This is a genomic window from Cupriavidus taiwanensis, from assembly GCF_900250075.1.
In the GTDB taxonomy this organism is placed as follows: domain Bacteria; phylum Pseudomonadota; class Gammaproteobacteria; order Burkholderiales; family Burkholderiaceae; genus Cupriavidus; species Cupriavidus taiwanensis_C.
On record NZ_LT977071.1, the window covers coordinates 982,036 to 996,527 of the forward strand.

A 14,492-nucleotide genomic window follows, 5' to 3' on the forward strand; every position below is an offset into this window, starting at 1 on the left:
CGGACCCCGGCGCGCGCCACGCAGGACGCGCACGCCGCGGCTTGACCGGACCCATCGACGGGTACGACGTGAAGGTGTTTTCCGGCCATGGCGGTCTCCCCGGAGTGATGGGGCCAGTCTGCGCGCGCACGCGGATGCGGGCTATCGGAAGCCGTCTGACAAGATGCGCTGGAAAGTGCGTCTTGCGACAGGCGCTTGCGCCTGGCGCCATCACCTGTCGAGGTGGCCCGAGGCGGAGAAGCGGTAGCGCCCTTCCATAAACCCAAGCCCGAACAGGCCCAGCACCGTGTCATAGTAGGTCGGGCCGCCAGGCCCCGACGGTGCGCCCACGATCTCCCTCGCACGCGCCCATTGGGCAGCCAGGGCCGGCGAGCCGGCGGCGCTCAGGAACGGCAGCAGCGCGGCGGAGAAAGCGGGGGGTCCGATGCCTTCGACCTTGCCGCTTTCGGCGTACATCTTCTCCGGCGGTGCCGCCCGTCCTGCCAGGCGCGCCGCATTGGGCAGCAGCGCCTGCATCATGGCGCCCCGCGTACTGTCCTGCCCGGGCGTCATGCCAGCCCACAGGTAGACCCGCACGGCGTCATAGCTGCTGAGGTCTCCCTTGACCGGATCGCGCACGAATCCACGCCGACGCGCACCGGCGCGGTAGGCCGACCAGTCCGGCACGATGCCGGCCCGGGACACCGCGCGGATCAGCCTTGCCGCCTGTGCGGCCAGGCTGCCCCACGGACCCGGCGGGTCGAAGGCGGCGAGCCGGCGCAGCACCGGTACCGGCAGATAGCTGGGATTGAGACGCCAGCTGCGGGAGCCGTCGGGGCCGCTGTCGATAAACCCCGCGGGACCGGGCAGCAGCATGGGGCCGAAGCCGGGCAGTGTGGCCACCTCCTGCGCTGCCACCAGCCGCAGCAACGCGCGTGCCGCGTCGGCGTAGGCGGGGGCATGCCACAAGCGCGCGGCCTCCGCCAGCGCGAACGCGAACCACAGATCGGCATCGGCAGCCGGATTGCGGTCCAGCACGCCCCACGTGCCGTCGTCGCGCCTGCCCCACTGCCATGCCGGCAGCTTGTCGTCCAGGCGACCATCGCCAAGATGGGCCACGCTCCAGCGCCAGAGCCGGTCGAAGGTATCGCGGTCATCCGCGACCAGGGCAAACACCATGCCGTAGGACTGTCCCTCGGACGTGCTTTGCAACGTGGGCGTGGAGTAGTCGATGACGCGGCCATCCGCCTGCACGAAGCGCTCCAGGAACTGCCGGTAGAGCGGCCAGGGGGATGCGGGCGGTGTGACAGATGGCGCGTGGGCGCGCGTCTCGGTGGGCCATGTGGCGGTCAGCGCGCTGGCGCCGAGCGCGCAGGCATAAGTCACGTAACGGCGGCGGGCTGGGTTTGTCATGGCGAAGGTGATGCGCCGCGGTGCAGAGCGGGGGGCGCTCTGGACGGCTCATCGCGGGCGCGCTTTCGGAAGAGTTTATGCCACAACTCGGGGCGGTCACCTGGGCGCGGTGATAAATCCGATCGCGCCCATCGGGACTGCATCAAAGCATCACGTAGCCACCGCTCACGCCCAGACTCTGGCCGGTGATGAAGGCGGCGCGATCCGATGCCAGGAACGTCACCACACCCGAGATATCCTCCGGCCGCGACAGCCTTCCGAGTCCGCGTGCGATCGGGTAGGCGCCAAGCATCTTCTTGAGGCGGTCGTCGGTTTCGGGAGTGGCTGACGGGTGCAGCGGGCCGTTGGCGATGCCTTCGTGCGAGACCGCGCCCAGTGCGATGGTGTTGACGTTGATGCAATCCCGCCCGTGCTCCTGCGCGATCGCCTTGGCGAATCCCAGCATGGCGGCCTTGGCGCCGGAGTAGACCGCCAGGCGCGCCTCGCCGACCCGTCCGGCTTCGGACATGATGTTGACGATCTTGCCGCCGCCCCGGCGCTGCATGCCGGGCAGGGCACTGCGACAGCAGTTCATCACGCCGTAGACATTCAGGTCGACGACTTCCTTCCAGTCTTCCACCGGCATTTCCATGAACGTCGGCGGCATGCCGCCCTTGGTACGGCGCGCCACGGTTACGCCGGCGTTGTTGACCAGGATGTCGACGTCGCCGAAGCGTTCCCGTGCCAGCGCGAACATGCGCTCCACCTGCCCGGCATCGCCAATGTCGGCCTGCACGGCCAATGCCTGGCCGCCTGCGTCTTCGATTTCCTTTTGCACGGCCTGCGCGCGCTCGAGGAAATAGTCGTTGACCACCACGCTGACGCCTTCGCCTGCGAGTTCCAGGCAGATTCGTCGCCCTACGCCTTGTCCGCCGCCCGTCACCAGCGCCACTTTGCCTTGCAGATGCAGTTCCATTTCGGTTCTCCTCCAGATTTCGGTATGTCGATGTATCAATGCCCGCCGTGGTGGCTTAGCGCCCGACGAAGCGGGGCTCGCGCTTTTCGACGAAGGCGCGCATCCCTTCCCTCCTGTCTTCGCTGTCCACCACCATGGCCGCGCCGTAGCATTCAAACTGCAGGCCCATGTCAACCGAGCCCTGCATGCCCAGGTTGACCGACCGCTTGGCAAAACGCACGGCCAACGGCGGTTGCGCGGCGATGCGCCTGGCCATGGTCAAGGCCTCGTCCAGCAGCTTGTCGTCGTCGGTCACCCGGTTCACCAGGCGCATCTCCTTCGCCGCGTCGGCGCTGATCAGTTCGCTGGTAAAGATGAGTTCCTTGGCCACTGCCGCACCCACCACGCGCGGCAGGCGCTGCGTGCCGCCGGCGGCGGGGATGACGCCGAGCCTGATCTCGGGCAGGCCGAAGCGGGCCGACCTGGCGGCGAGCCTGATGTCGGCGCACAGGGCCAGCTCCAGGCCGCCGCCGAGCGCCACGCCGTTGATGGCGGCAATCACGGGCTTCTCGAATTCCTCGATGCCGCGGAACAGCTCGTGGGTACGTTGCTGCGTGACGTAGTAGTCGGCGGGATGGGCCGTGCCCGCGGCGCGCTCCTTGATGTCGGCGCCAGCACAGAACGCCTTGTCGCCGGCGCCGGTCAGCACCACGCAGCGCACGCTGGCGTCGTCCCGCGCCAGCGAGAAGAATGCCTTGGCGAGGTCCGGCTTCATGGTGCCGCCCAGGGTGTTCATCCGCTCCGGGCGGTTCAGCCGGATAACGGCCACGCCCTCGACCACCTCGTACAACAGGGTTTCGAACTGCATCGATGTCTCCTTGCTTGGAATGATGTTCGCGCCGGTGTCTCGCCAGGGTGCGCCGGCGGCAGCTGCGGCCGGCGCACCCGGGGGATCACTGCGCTGCCGCCAGCACGTGGGCGAAGGCCACCGAGCCGAGCCCGATCATGTGCGCCAGGCCCAGGCGCGCGCCCGGGTGTTGCCGCCCGTGCGCCTCGCCGCGGATCTGGCGCGTGATCTCGGCGATCTGCCCAATGCCGGTCGGCCCGGTCGGATGACCCATGCCGAGCAGGCCGCCCGATGCATTGACCGCGCATTGGCCGCCGATGGCCGAAGCGCCGCGTTCAAGCCAGGCTGCCCCTTCTCCGGGTGCGCACAGGCCCATGGCCTCGGTGTAGACCAGTTCCTCGATCGAGAAGGCCTCGTGCAGCTCCACCAGGTTCAGGTCGCGCGGCCCGATGCCGGCCTGCTCGTACGCCAGCGCGGTGGAGCTGCGCACCATGTCGATGGCTGCCGAGGCCTCGCCTTGCTCGAGCTGCTCGCTGTTCGCCACCGATGCCAGCACGCGCACGGCGCGGCGCTTGTCCAGGCCGAGACGCTTTATCGCGGCCTCCGACACCACGATCACGGCAGCGGCGCCGTCGCCGCGCGGGCAGCACTGCTGCACCGTCAGGTCGCCCACCACCTTGGGCGAGGCCATGACCTGCTCGAGCGTGCGGGGCTTGCGGAACTGTGCGTACGGGTTGAGCGCCGCATTGCCGTGGTTCTTGACCGCGACGCGCGCCATGGCTTCGGGCTTCAGGCCATGCCGGCGCAGGTATTCATGCGCCATCAGCGCGAACTTCACGGGGGGCATGGTCGCGGTTGGCGCAAGGTGCGGCAGGCCGTCCTTGTCGGCGGCCTTGCGGCCATCGCCGAACTTGTCCACGCCCATCGCCACCACCACGTCGGAGACGCCGCTTGCCACCTCCAGGCACGCCTGGCGGAACGCCGAGCAGCCCGATGCCGAAGCGCTTTCCACCTGCGTCACGGCAAGGCCGGTGGAGCCCAGGTGGCGAAACATGACGCGCCCGGTAGCCATGCCGATCGCCGACGTCCCGACGTAGGCGCTCTGCACCTCGGGCCAGCCGATGTTGGCGTCGGCCAGCGCCTCGCGCATTGCGCGCAGGCCGAGGCTGACATAGGGGATGTCCGATGCGAACTGGTATGGATGCAGCCCGATGCCAATGACGTACACAGGGGTTTGCTGAAGCAGTCGGTTCATCGCTGCACCTCTCCGGTTGCGGGGGCAAAGCGCAGCGGATAGCGGTCGCCGCAGGGGGCGTCGCGGCGGATCACGCCCTGGACCGTCATGCCGGGAACCAGTTCCGATTCGCTGGCCACGTCGAGGAGCACCTCTTCGCGTATGCCTGGCGCAAAGTCGACCTCGCCGACGACGAATGGCGGCGGCATGCCAGGAACCAGCGGCGCATGCACGGTCACGTAGTTGCGCAGCGTGCCCCGGGCGGGCAGTTCTTCAACGGTGCCACGTTCGGGCTCCGCGCCGCAGAACTGGCAGCCATAGGCCGAAGCGGGATAGGTGGGATGGCCGCAAGCGCCGCAGCGCAGGACGGCCAGGGATGGCGCGCCTTGGGTTTCAGGCGGACGGGATGGCTCGCTTTGCATGGGTCTCCTTTTCAGTGTGCGGGTGCCGTGCGGTCTGGCACCGGTGCCGATCTTTATCTTGCGTAACTACGATAGGTCGTATTAGCATCCAGTATATCGTAGTAACGACCCCTGTCAAACACGGAAGCCCGTACGAAATCTCGTAGACTTGCGGTTTGGGCGGATCTCGCCCTGCCATCACGAGGATTTCGGAGAACCCATGCCTAGCTTTGTTCCTGCTGCCGCGCGCAGTCTTGCCGTCTTCGAGGTGTTCTCGCGCGAAAAGCGCGAGCTCTCCAATTCGGAACTGGCGCGCCTGCTCGATCTGCCGGAGAGCAGTTGCTCCGACCTGCTGCATACGCTGACCGAGACCGGGTATCTGATGCGGACCGCGCGCACGCGCCGCTTCTATCCCACCATGCGGCTTCATTCCATCTGTGAAGCCATTGCCGGCAACGATCCGCTGGCGGCGGTTGCCGCCGAGGCCACGGAGTTCCTCACCGGCAAGACCGGCGAGACCTCGTTGTGCGGCCGGCTTGACGGGGCCCATGTGCGGGTGACCGGCTTCCAGGAAAGCCGCTACGAATTGCGTTACGTGCTGCGGGTTGGCAAGCGCCTGGCCTTGCATGCCACGGCGCTTGGCAAGGCCCTGCTGGCGGTACTGCCACCGGAAGACGCGGCGCGGCAGTTGCGCCTGCGCGCGCTGCCCAAGCTGGGACCCAGGACGGAGATCAATCCGGTGGTGCTGGAAAAGCAGATCGCCGACGTGCGCAAGCGCGGCTGGGCCTGGGTCGAGGACGAAGGCGGTGAAGGTGTGACGGCCATTGCGGTGGCCGGACGGATCGGCGACGAACCGTTCGCGATCTCGCTGGCGGGTCCCACCGAACGATTCAAGCGCCGCAAGGACGAGTACCTGGAGGTGATCGAGGCCGCGCGGGATCTGGTTTTCCCCGCGTTCCAACAAAACTAGGCCGGCGCATGGGACCGTCCCTGTGTCCGGCCTTGGTATCGGCGATGCCCGGGCTGCCCGGCGTCGCCCGTATTTCTCAACCGGGCTTTTACAGGAGACACCCATGTTTTTCGAAGCAACTCCCGAGCAGCGGCTGCTGCGCGACAATATTCGCCGATTCATGCAGGCGGAGGTGGCACCGCTGGTCAGCCGGCACGACCAGGAGAAGACCTTTCCGTTCGAGATCCTGAAGGGTCTGGCGCAGTTCGGCTATATCGGCGGGCGCCTCTCCGAGGAACAGGGCGGGATGGGGCTGGACCAGCTTACCTGGGCGATGATGATGGAGGAGGCCGGCTATGCCTGGCTTTCGCTGCGCACCATCCTGAACATTACCAACGGCCCGATCGCCAAGCTTGCCGCGGTCGGCACGGCGCAGCAGAAGGCGCGCTTTCTCGCGCCATTGCTGGCCTGCGAGCGCAAGGTGTTTACCGCGATCAGCGAGCCGGGTACCGGTTCCAACATCGCGCAGATCCAGACGCGTGCGGACCTGGACGGCGACCACTACGTGCTCAATGGCCGCAAGCTCTGGATCACCAACGGCGCATTCGCCGACTTCGGCATCGTGGTGGCCCGTACCTATAGCGACAATTGCGAGGGCCAGTTGTCGACCTTCCTGGTCGAGCGCGACGTCAGTCCTTACGAGGTGCGCCGGGTCGACACCATGGTGCTGCGCAGTACCGGCACCGCCGAACTGGGCTTCGACAATGTTCGCGTGCCGCGCGAGAACCTGCTGGGCGAGGAGGGCAGTGCGCTCAAGCGCATGCTGCAGGGCCTGGACGGGGCGCGCGTCAATATCGCGATGGGCGCCGTGGGCGCAGCGCAGGCCGCGCTCGACCTGGCCACTGACTACGCCAGGACGCGCACCCAGTTCGGCCGACCCATCGGTGGCTTCCAGCTCGTGCAGAAGATGATCGTCGACATGACGATTCGTGTGGAAGCCGCACGTGCGCTCGGCTACCGCGCCGCCATGGCGCTCGACCGCGGAGAGGATACGCGGGTCTCGGCGTCGATCGCCAAGCTGTATGCGACCGAGGCCGCGCACGAAGTGGCCAGCATGGCCCTGCAGGTGCACGGCGGACTCGGCTACGCGACCGACTACCCGATCGAGCGCATCTTCCGCGATACGCGTGGCGGCACCATTCCCGAAGGCACCACCGAAGTACAGACCCTGATCGTCGGCCGCGAGATCCTCGGCATGTCGGCCATTGCCTGAGCGGCAACAGCCGCGCGAGCGTGCCAACGCTTAGCGCCCGGCGCATCAGCGTAGCGCCGGATTCCACAGACTTCCGCATCGAGAGAACAAAGATGGAGACATACCAAGACCTGTCGCGGCTCGTCAGCCCGCGTTCCATTGCCCTGGTGGGCGCCAGTGACCGCAGTGGCAGCATCGGCGCCCGCGCGCTCGAGAACCTGCTCGAGCATTCGGATTTTCGGGGTGACGTGTACCTGGTCAACGCGACCAGGCGGGAAGTGGCCGGGCACAAGGCCTGGCCCGACGTGGCGTCGCTGCCGGCGGTGCCCGACACTGCCCTGGTGGCGGTGCCCGCCGAGCACGTGCTCGCCGTACTGGAGCAGTGCGGCGAGAAAGGGGTGCGCTTCGCCATCATCCTGACCTCGGGCTTTGGCGAAGCCGGCGAAGAGGGCAAGGCCGCCGAACAGACCATGAAGGAAATCGTGGCACGCACGGGCATGCGCATCTACGGACCGAACTGCCCGGGCCTGACCAATATCACGGAGCGGCTCGGCTTCACCTTCTCGCCGTCGTTCCGGCACGATCTCCGCGGCGGTCCGGTGGGGCTGGCCACGCAGGGCGGCGGCCTTGGCCGCAACGTGCTGCAGGCGATGGACCGTGGCATCGGGGTCGGGCTCTGGAGTTCCAGCGGCAACGAGGTCGACCTGCAGGTGAGCGACTTCATTCACTACATGGCCGATGCGCCCGATATCAAGGTCATTGCCACCTTGCTCGAAGGCGTCAACGACGGCAGCAAGTTCGTCGCCGCCGTGCAGCATGCGGCGCGCCAGGGCAAGCCGGTGGTGGCGCTGAAGGTGGGGCGCTCCGAATACGGGCGCAAGGCAGCGCAGTCGCACACGGCATCGATTACCGGCTCGGCGGAGGTCAACAGCGCCGTGTTCGCCCAGCTTGGCGTGGTCGAGGTGGATGACATCGACGAGCTGATCGACACCGCCTGGCTGTTTGCGCGCGGCCTGCCGCGCCAGGGTGGTGCCCTGGCGATCTACTCGGGGTCGGGCGGCACCGCGGCGCTGTGCGCCGACATGGTCGGCAACGCCGGGCTGCAGCTGGCCGAGTTCGCGCCGCAGACCCTTGCCGTGCTGCGCGACGCCTTGCCTTCGTATGCCGCCATCGACAACCCCATCGATACCACCACCGCTGTGATGGCCAGGCCGGAGCTGGCGCGGACTTGCCTGCAGGCGGTTTGTCATGACCCCAACGTATCGCTGGTGCTGCTGCCGCAGGCGCTCGAGTATGGCGCCATCACCAAGCTGGCGGCCGACATCACGGTACAGGTGCAGGAAGAGAGCCCGGTGCCGATGCTGCCGATCTGGATGAGCGAGCGCCAGGGCGAAGCCTACAAGGTGTTTGCCGATGCGGGCCTGGCGCCCGTTCGCAGCATCAGCAAGGCGGTCAAGGCGGTGCAGCGCTGGCTGGCCTATGCCGACTGGCGTGCCCGCGCCGATCTCGACTTCCGGCCGCTGCTGCAGACCGCTGCGCGGCTGCTGGCCGACGTGCCCGCGCGGGCCCTGTCCGAGCCGGAGGGCAAGGCGATGCTGCGCCAGGCCGGCATCGCCGTTCCGGTGTCGCGAGTGGCCGCCACGCTGGAGCAGGCGCGAGCGCTGGCGCGCGAGGTGGGTTACCCGCTGGTTGCCAAGGTGGTGAGCGCGCAGATCCAGCACAAGTCGGACGTCGGCGGCGTGGTGGTCGGCATCGTCGATGAAGCGGGGCTCGAGGCGGCCTGGCAAGGTATTCACGCGTCGGTCGCGCGCCACGTGCCCGAGGCGCGCATCGACGGACTGCTGCTCGAACACATGGCCGCGCCGGGCGGGCTGGAGATACTGATCGGCGTTTCGCGCGACCCGGTGTTCGGGCATATCCTGACCTTCGGCCTGGGGGGAATCTATGTGGAGGTCTTCAAGGACGTTTCGCGCCGCATGTTGCCGTTGTCGGCCACCGAGGCCGAGGCGATGATCCGCGAGGTGCGCTGCTTCCCGTTGCTCGATGGCGCGCGAGGCAAGCCGCGTCGCGATATCGCCGCGCTGACGGCGCTGCTGGTGAAGGTGTCGGACTTCGTCGTCGCGCATGCTGACCGGCTGGTCGAGATGGACCTGAACCCGGTCTGGCTCGGCGTCGCGGGCGAAGGCGCCGTGCCGCTCGATGCGGTGATCGTGATGGCGCAAGGCGAGGGGGAGCAATGAGCACGACCCAAGCAAGCCACGCCCCGCCGCTCGCGGGGGTGCGCGTGATCGACATGACCGAGTTGCTCCCCGGCCCGTTCCTGACGCAGTCCCTGGTCGAGATGGGCGCCGAAGTCGTGAAGGTGGAACGCCCACCGCACGGGGACAACGCCCGACGCCTGGCACCGGGGCTGTTCGCCGCGCTCAACCGTGGCAAGCGCAGCGTGTTCTGCGACCTGAAGCGCGACAGCGGCCTGGCCGAGTTGCGGGAGCTGATCGCGCAGGCGGACATCCTGATCGAATCCTATCGCCCCGGCGTGATGCGCCGGCTCGGGCTGGACTACGACAGTCTGCGCGAGCAGTTTCCGCGTCTGATCTACCTGTCGCTGACCGGCTTTGGCCAGGACGGCCCGCATGCGTTGCTGCCAGGGCACGACATCAACTATCTGGCGGCGGCGGGCGCGCTGTCGCTGACGGGCGCACCGGGTGGTCCGCCGGAGCACCAGGCCATGCTGCCGATCGCGGATCTGGCCGGCGCCTCCACGGCGCTCTCCGCGCTGCTGGCCGCGCTCTACCAGCGCACGGCGAGCGGACGCGGCCAGTATCTGGACGCGGCGCTTGCCGACAGCGTTCTGCACTGGATGGCGCCTCGGCTGGGGCTGTTTCGCCAGAAGGCCGCGACCACCCCCGACGCGCAGCGCGCGATGCTGGGCGGCAAGCCCGCTTATGGCGTGTTCCGCTGCAAGGATGGCCGCTTCCTGACCATCGCGGCGCTGGAGGAGCACTTCTGGCGCGGCCTGAATTCGGCGCTGGGTCTGTTTGCCGCCGACGCTCCATGTTGCGTGGACCACGCCGCGCGGATCGCGCATGCCGATGCCATCAATGCGCGCGTGGCGGAGTGCGTGGCCGAGTATGACGCGGATGTGCTCATGGCACGCCTGGCGCAAGCCGATCTGCCCGTGTTTCCGGTGCTGGACGCGGTCGAGGCAGTTGCGCAGGCCCGGACCAGGTCGGGCGCGCGGATCACCGAGACGGAAAGCGGGCCGCTGCCCGGGTTTCCCGTGACGCTGGAAGGGATGGCCTGAAGTATCGCGGGTATCGCGGGGCGGCGGCCTGGCGTCGCGCCCCGCGCAGCTGGCCCGGCGATCAGTCCAGCCTGGCGCCGGACTTCTTGACCACATCGCCCCACTTCACGATCTCGGCCTGGATGAAGCTGCCGAACCTGGCTTCGGACAGGCCGTACATCGGCATGCTGCCGTATGGCTCGATCGATTTGCGCACCTCGGGGTCGCGCAGCGCTTGCTCGGTCGCCTTCGCAATCAGCGCCACGGTCTGCGGCGGCGTGCCGGCCGGCACCAGGATGCCGGACCAGCTACTGGCCTGCGCCATCGCATAGCCGGATTCGGCGATGGTGGGCACGTTCGCCAGCAGCGCCAGGCGTTCCTTGCCCGTGGTGGCGAGCGCGCGCAGTTTGCCGCTCTGTATGAACGGCAGCACGATGCTCGGATAGTCGAACATCACGTCGACCACGCCCCCGAGCAAGTCGTTGATGGCGGGTGAGCTGCCCTTGTATGGAATATGGGTCAGCTTGACGCCGGCGCTGGCCTGGAACAGTTCGGCGTTCAGATGCGTGCCGGTGCCGGCGCCCGCCGATCCGAAGTTGACCTTGCCCGGGTGCTTCCTGGCGTATTCCACCAGTTCCTTGACGGTCTTGTAGGGGCGCGAACTGTTGACCACCATGATCGTGGAGGTTTCGGAAAGCGCGTGGACAGGGACGAAGTCCTTCAGCGGGTCGTAGCGCACCTTGCTGTACAGCGCCAGGTTGGCCGCCATCGTGCCCTGGGTGCCATAGATCCAGGTGTAGCCATCGGGCGCCGCGCGCGCCGCCACTTCCGTGCCGACCATGCCTCCGGCCCCGGGCCGGTTTTCCACCACGACCGATTGTTTCAGGGTTTCCGACATCTTCTTGGCGATGGTGCGCGATGCGGTGTCGGTGATTCCGCCGGGGGTGAACGGCACGATCCAGGTGATCGGCCGGCTCGGGAATTTGTCCTGCGCGCATGACAGCGCCGGCACTAGGGCCAGCATTGCCACCAGTGGCCGCAACCGGACTCGGAAAGTTCTGTTCATCTTTGTCTCCTGGATATTGTCTTCGAAATGTCGAATTAATATACAGCCAATCGTAGAAAAGAAAAACAGGAAATCCAAGGCCGAGGGAAGCCACCCGGGGTGGTGTCATCGGGTAAGCGGCGGTCACTGCCGCAAATCGGAGGGCGAGCGTGGCGCTCGCTTTCAGGGGCTGCGGACGCAGATGCGCCGGCTCAGGAAGGCGCGCAGGATGGCGAAATTCGAACTCATTTGAGCCCGATAGCAGCGGGCGCGAGGCAGGGCGCCCCCACCCGCCGTCAGCAGGGCGTCAGCGCAGTACCCGATAGGCCGACTGCACCAGCCCGGAAGGGAAGTAACGGCTCGATTCAAGCTTCAGGCTTACGTCGTGCGGCAGGGCGCCGAACAATGGCCGGCCTGCCCCGATCAGCACCGGCACCGTGGTGACCACCATGTCGGCGATCCATCCTTCTCGAAGGAACGACTGCACCACCTTGCCGCCATCGACATAAACGCGTCGCACCCCTTCCGCCTCCAGCTGCGCCATCGCGTCCGCGGGCGTGGCATCCGAGAATCGCACCTTGCCTTGCAAGGCCTCGGGCACCGGCTTGCCTGCCAGTTGCCGGGACAGCACCAGCACCGGACGGTCGTACGCCCATTCGCCCATCGTGATGATCTTTTCATAGCTGCCACGGCCCATCACGATGGCGTCCTTGTCGGCGATGAAGTCCGTGTAGCCGTGGTCTTCGGCCGGATCATCCCGATCGAGCAGCCAGCCGATGTCGCCGTCGGGGCGGGCGATGAAACCATCGAGGCTGGTGGCAATGAAGACGTGTCCGGTGATCATCTCTCTTCCATTGAAATACGCCGGGGCGTAGCGTTGGGATGTGGCTGCTGGGCCGGCCCGAGCCGCCATCTTGAGCAAGTCATTACCAGCTTGTCAGGGGACCGATTTCTGATCCGCGGCCCGGTCGTTGCGTTGTAGCACTAACAAGGCGCGGTCATTCGAGGACACCATTGGTACAACACTTCCCGCATATCGCGCGGACGGTCTGAAATCGTGTCGCCAGGAGGGGCGCGGCTTGCATAAAGGCGGGGCATAAGTATTCGGTCGGGCCCTTATACTGCGTATCCGTACCGCGACCAGGCGGCACCCGAGCAAGCCTTAGGCGACCTATGTCCGAGAAAGTCATAACCCACAGGATGATCGAGGCGTTTCGCGCCGCCATCGCGCATGGCGGGATGAGTGCAGGCGCCGATGCGCTCGGCATGTCCCAGCCTTCGATGAGCCGCGTGATAGCCGAGCTGCAGAAGGCAGTCGGCTTCCCGCTCTTCCTGAAGCACGGCCGCACGGTGAAGCCGACCGAGGAAGCCCTTGCGCTCATGACAAAGGTCCAGCAATCTTTCCTGGGGCTGGACGAGATCATGAGATTTTCTGACCAGTTGCGCAAGCAGAAAATGGGACGGCTCTCCATCGCGACCATCCCGTCGATCGGACACTCGATCATGCCCGAGGCGATCGAGCACCTGCGAGGCAAATATCCGGATGTATTCATTACGCTCTCGGTGACGTCGTATGTCGAAGTCGCGCGTGCCGTACGCAATCGCCAGGCAGACATCGGCTTCACGGCGGATATTCTCTCCCTCGGCGATCTCGAGACCGTTGCGGAGTTCAGCGCTGATTGCGTTTGCATCGGGACCCGCAAATGGCTGTCGCCAAGGGCGGCCGCCGTCGAGTTGAAGGACCTTGAGGGGAAGCCCTTCGTCGGCCAGACCGGCACGTTCCAGAAGCGCCTGGACGCCTTGCTGGCGACCACGGGGGTGCAACTGGACATCACCGTCGAGGCCTCGCTGTTCCACTCCATGAGCGAACTGGTGCTGCGTGGCATGGGTGTTTCGATCGTCGATCCCCTGACCGGGGTGCTCCATCGGCAGCGTGGCGGGGTCGTGCTACCGCTGAGGCCGACGCTGAGCTATACCTTCTATGCCACCGCCATGAGCGATGCCCGACTTGGCAAGCCGGCCCGGGATCTGCTCCGATACCTGTCGACGGCGACGGAAAAGGCGCGGACTCATATCGAATCTGAATAGGTTGCTAACGCCGGCGCCATAGATTCAAGGGCCGCACCTTCATAACATCTCCATCATGATTTCTAAAAGAGGGGAGACTGTTGTGAAGTTATCTATCCTGGACATAGGCCGCGCCGCCGTCGGGCTGATGGCGACCTTTGCGGCGTGTGCGGCCGTCGCGCAGGGCGACTACCCCAACCGGCCGGTGCGTTTTATTGTCAATGCGGCCGCCGGCGGCGCGGCGGATGTGACGGCGCGCATTCTCACCGCCGCCCTCAGCCAGCGCCTGGGCCAGCCCTTTGTGGTGGAGAACCGGCCCGGCGGCGCGGGCGTGATCGGACTCGAGGTTATTGCCAAGGCAGAGCCGGACGGCTACACGATCGGGGGCGCAAACCTCTCTACCTTCGTTGTCGCCGCGCTTGCCGCCAAACGGCTGCCTTATCGCGCAATCCAGGACTTCACCCCGATTGCAAAGCAATGGACGCAGCCGAATCTTCTGGGCGTGACGCCTTCGCTTGCCGTCAATTCCGTCAGCGACCTTGTGACATACGCCAAGGGTCATCCCGGCGAGCTGTTCTACGGCTCTACCGGTACGGGAACGTCGCTGCACGTGGTGACCGAACTGTTCCGGACCAAGGCCGGCATACAGATCACGCACGTGCCCTACAAGAGCGCGCCCGCGGCGGAATCTGACCTGGCAGCCGGGCAGATCCAGTTGATGATCAGCAACTTCACCTCCATGGAACCGCAGGTACGCGCCGGCCGCATTCGCGCGTTGGCCATCACAGGCCCCAACCGCTCGCCGTTGCTGCCGAATGTGCCAACCATCGCGGAAGCCGGATTTCCCGCCGTCGAAATGGTGACCTGGGGCGGGGTGGTCGGGCCGGCTCGCATGCCCGCCGCCATCGTCCAGAAGCTGAACACCGAGATCAACGCGATCCTGGCCGATCCGCGCATCGTAAAGCAGCACGAGAGCCTGGGCGCCACCGTTGCCCCCGGTACCCCCGCCCAGTTTGCCGACCTGATCAAGGCCGATGCCGCCAAATGGGGCGCGGTCATCAAGGCCGGTCACATCAGTATCGATTGAA

At 66.7% G+C, this 14,492-nt stretch carries 13 protein-coding genes; 6 read left to right on the forward strand and 7 right to left on the reverse strand.

The window, feature by feature from the left end; all coding sequences use genetic code 11:
• Nucleotides 1-210: 210 nt before the first annotated feature.
• From bcsZ to CBM2588_RS20915, 5 genes are all read right to left on the reverse strand, one after another.
• Complete coding sequence (gene bcsZ, locus CBM2588_RS20895) at nucleotides 211-1,392, reverse strand: cellulose synthase complex periplasmic endoglucanase BcsZ (RefSeq protein ID WP_115682281.1); 1,182 nt, start codon at nucleotides 1,390-1,392, stop codon at nucleotides 211-213.
• Between the two features lie 142 nt (nucleotides 1,393-1,534).
• Nucleotides 1,535-2,347, reverse strand: a complete 813-nt coding sequence (locus CBM2588_RS20900; RefSeq protein WP_115682282.1) for an SDR family NAD(P)-dependent oxidoreductase — start codon at nucleotides 2,345-2,347, stop codon at nucleotides 1,535-1,537.
• Nucleotides 2,348-2,402: 55 nt separating this feature from the next.
• A complete protein-coding gene (locus CBM2588_RS20905) occupies nucleotides 2,403-3,194 on the reverse strand; it encodes an enoyl-CoA hydratase/isomerase family protein (RefSeq protein WP_115682283.1) in 792 nt (263 codons plus the stop codon).
• Between the two features lie 85 nt (nucleotides 3,195-3,279).
• Nucleotides 3,280-4,428 carry a thiolase family protein gene (locus CBM2588_RS20910; protein WP_115682284.1) on the reverse strand — a complete coding sequence of 383 codons (1,149 nt, stop codon included), beginning with the start codon at nucleotides 4,426-4,428 and terminating at the stop codon, nucleotides 3,280-3,282.
• Nucleotides 4,425-4,829, reverse strand: a complete 405-nt coding sequence (locus CBM2588_RS20915; protein ID WP_115682285.1) for a Zn-ribbon domain-containing OB-fold protein — start codon at nucleotides 4,827-4,829, stop codon at nucleotides 4,425-4,427. The genes CBM2588_RS20910 and CBM2588_RS20915 overlap by 4 nt, the downstream gene beginning before the upstream one ends.
• A 199-nt stretch (nucleotides 4,830-5,028) precedes the next feature.
• Between CBM2588_RS20915 and CBM2588_RS20920 the strand changes: the two genes are divergently transcribed.
• The 4 genes from CBM2588_RS20920 to CBM2588_RS20935 all read left to right on the forward strand — a co-directional run bounded on the left by CBM2588_RS20920 (nucleotide 5,029) and on the right by CBM2588_RS20935 (nucleotide 10,313).
• A complete protein-coding gene (locus CBM2588_RS20920) occupies nucleotides 5,029-5,778 on the forward strand; it encodes an IclR family transcriptional regulator (protein WP_115682286.1) in 750 nt (249 codons plus the stop codon).
• A gap of 103 nt (nucleotides 5,779-5,881) precedes the next feature.
• Entirely contained in the window at nucleotides 5,882-7,030 is a 1,149-nt protein-coding gene (locus CBM2588_RS20925; RefSeq protein WP_115682287.1) for an acyl-CoA dehydrogenase family protein, read from the forward strand.
• A 92-nt stretch (nucleotides 7,031-7,122) separates the two neighbouring features.
• The gene (locus CBM2588_RS20930; RefSeq protein ID WP_115682288.1) at nucleotides 7,123-9,249 is read left to right on the forward strand and encodes an acetate--CoA ligase family protein; all 2,127 of its coding nucleotides are present in this window, start codon (nucleotides 7,123-7,125) and stop codon (nucleotides 9,247-9,249) included.
• On the forward strand, nucleotides 9,246-10,313 hold the full coding sequence (locus CBM2588_RS20935; protein ID WP_115682289.1) for a CaiB/BaiF CoA transferase family protein: 1,068 nt from the start codon (nucleotides 9,246-9,248) through the stop codon (nucleotides 10,311-10,313). Before CBM2588_RS20930 ends, CBM2588_RS20935 begins: the two co-directional genes overlap by 4 nt.
• 61 nt (nucleotides 10,314-10,374) lie before the next feature.
• On the opposite strand, the gene CBM2588_RS20940 is transcribed toward CBM2588_RS20935, so the two are convergent.
• Nucleotides 10,375-11,358 (reverse strand): Bug family tripartite tricarboxylate transporter substrate binding protein, encoded by a 984-nt coding sequence (locus tag CBM2588_RS20940; RefSeq protein WP_115682290.1) that lies wholly within the window; start codon nucleotides 11,356-11,358, stop codon nucleotides 10,375-10,377.
• Nucleotides 11,359-11,644: 286 nt separating this feature from the next.
• On the reverse strand, nucleotides 11,645-12,181 hold the full coding sequence (locus tag CBM2588_RS20945) for a dihydrofolate reductase family protein (protein WP_115682291.1): 537 nt from the start codon (nucleotides 12,179-12,181) through the stop codon (nucleotides 11,645-11,647).
• Nucleotides 12,182-12,510: 329 nt separating this feature from the next.
• Here CBM2588_RS20945 and CBM2588_RS20950 point away from each other — a divergent pair, with 329 nt between their 5' ends.
• Together CBM2588_RS20950 and CBM2588_RS20955 are read left to right on the forward strand one after the other, a co-directional pair.
• Nucleotides 12,511-13,425, forward strand: coding sequence for a LysR family transcriptional regulator (locus tag CBM2588_RS20950; RefSeq protein WP_111519946.1), 915 nt, complete (start codon nucleotides 12,511-12,513; stop codon nucleotides 13,423-13,425).
• An 82-nt stretch (nucleotides 13,426-13,507) separates the two neighbouring features.
• On the forward strand, nucleotides 13,508-14,491 hold the full coding sequence (locus CBM2588_RS20955; protein WP_231942222.1) for a Bug family tripartite tricarboxylate transporter substrate binding protein: 984 nt from the start codon (nucleotides 13,508-13,510) through the stop codon (nucleotides 14,489-14,491).
• Nucleotide 14,492 lies beyond the last annotated feature (1 nt).

Excerpts from the sequence above, each read along its gene's own strand:
- bcsZ (WP_115682281.1), bottom strand. The coding sequence starts at position 1,392 with ATGACAAACCCAGCCCGCCGCCGTTACGTGACTTATGCCTGCGCGCTC.
- CBM2588_RS20900 (WP_115682282.1), bottom strand. The coding sequence starts at position 2,347 with ATGGAACTGCATCTGCAAGGCAAAGTGGCGCTGGTGACGGGCGGCGGA.
- CBM2588_RS20905 (WP_115682283.1), bottom strand. The coding sequence starts at position 3,194 with ATGCAGTTCGAAACCCTGTTGTACGAGGTGGTCGAGGGCGTGGCCGTT.
- CBM2588_RS20910 (WP_115682284.1), bottom strand. The coding sequence starts at position 4,428 with ATGAACCGACTGCTTCAGCAAACCCCTGTGTACGTCATTGGCATCGGG.
- CBM2588_RS20915 (WP_115682285.1), bottom strand. The coding sequence starts at position 4,829 with ATGCAAAGCGAGCCATCCCGTCCGCCTGAAACCCAAGGCGCGCCATCC.
- CBM2588_RS20920 (WP_115682286.1), top strand. The coding sequence starts at position 5,029 with ATGCCTAGCTTTGTTCCTGCTGCCGCGCGCAGTCTTGCCGTCTTCGAG.
- CBM2588_RS20925 (WP_115682287.1), top strand. The coding sequence starts at position 5,882 with ATGTTTTTCGAAGCAACTCCCGAGCAGCGGCTGCTGCGCGACAATATT.
- CBM2588_RS20930 (WP_115682288.1), top strand. The coding sequence starts at position 7,123 with ATGGAGACATACCAAGACCTGTCGCGGCTCGTCAGCCCGCGTTCCATT.
- CBM2588_RS20935 (WP_115682289.1), top strand. The coding sequence starts at position 9,246 with ATGAGCACGACCCAAGCAAGCCACGCCCCGCCGCTCGCGGGGGTGCGC.
- CBM2588_RS20940 (WP_115682290.1), bottom strand. The coding sequence starts at position 11,358 with ATGAACAGAACTTTCCGAGTCCGGTTGCGGCCACTGGTGGCAATGCTG.
- CBM2588_RS20945 (WP_115682291.1), bottom strand. The coding sequence starts at position 12,181 with ATGATCACCGGACACGTCTTCATTGCCACCAGCCTCGATGGTTTCATC.
- CBM2588_RS20950 (WP_111519946.1), top strand. The coding sequence starts at position 12,511 with ATGTCCGAGAAAGTCATAACCCACAGGATGATCGAGGCGTTTCGCGCC.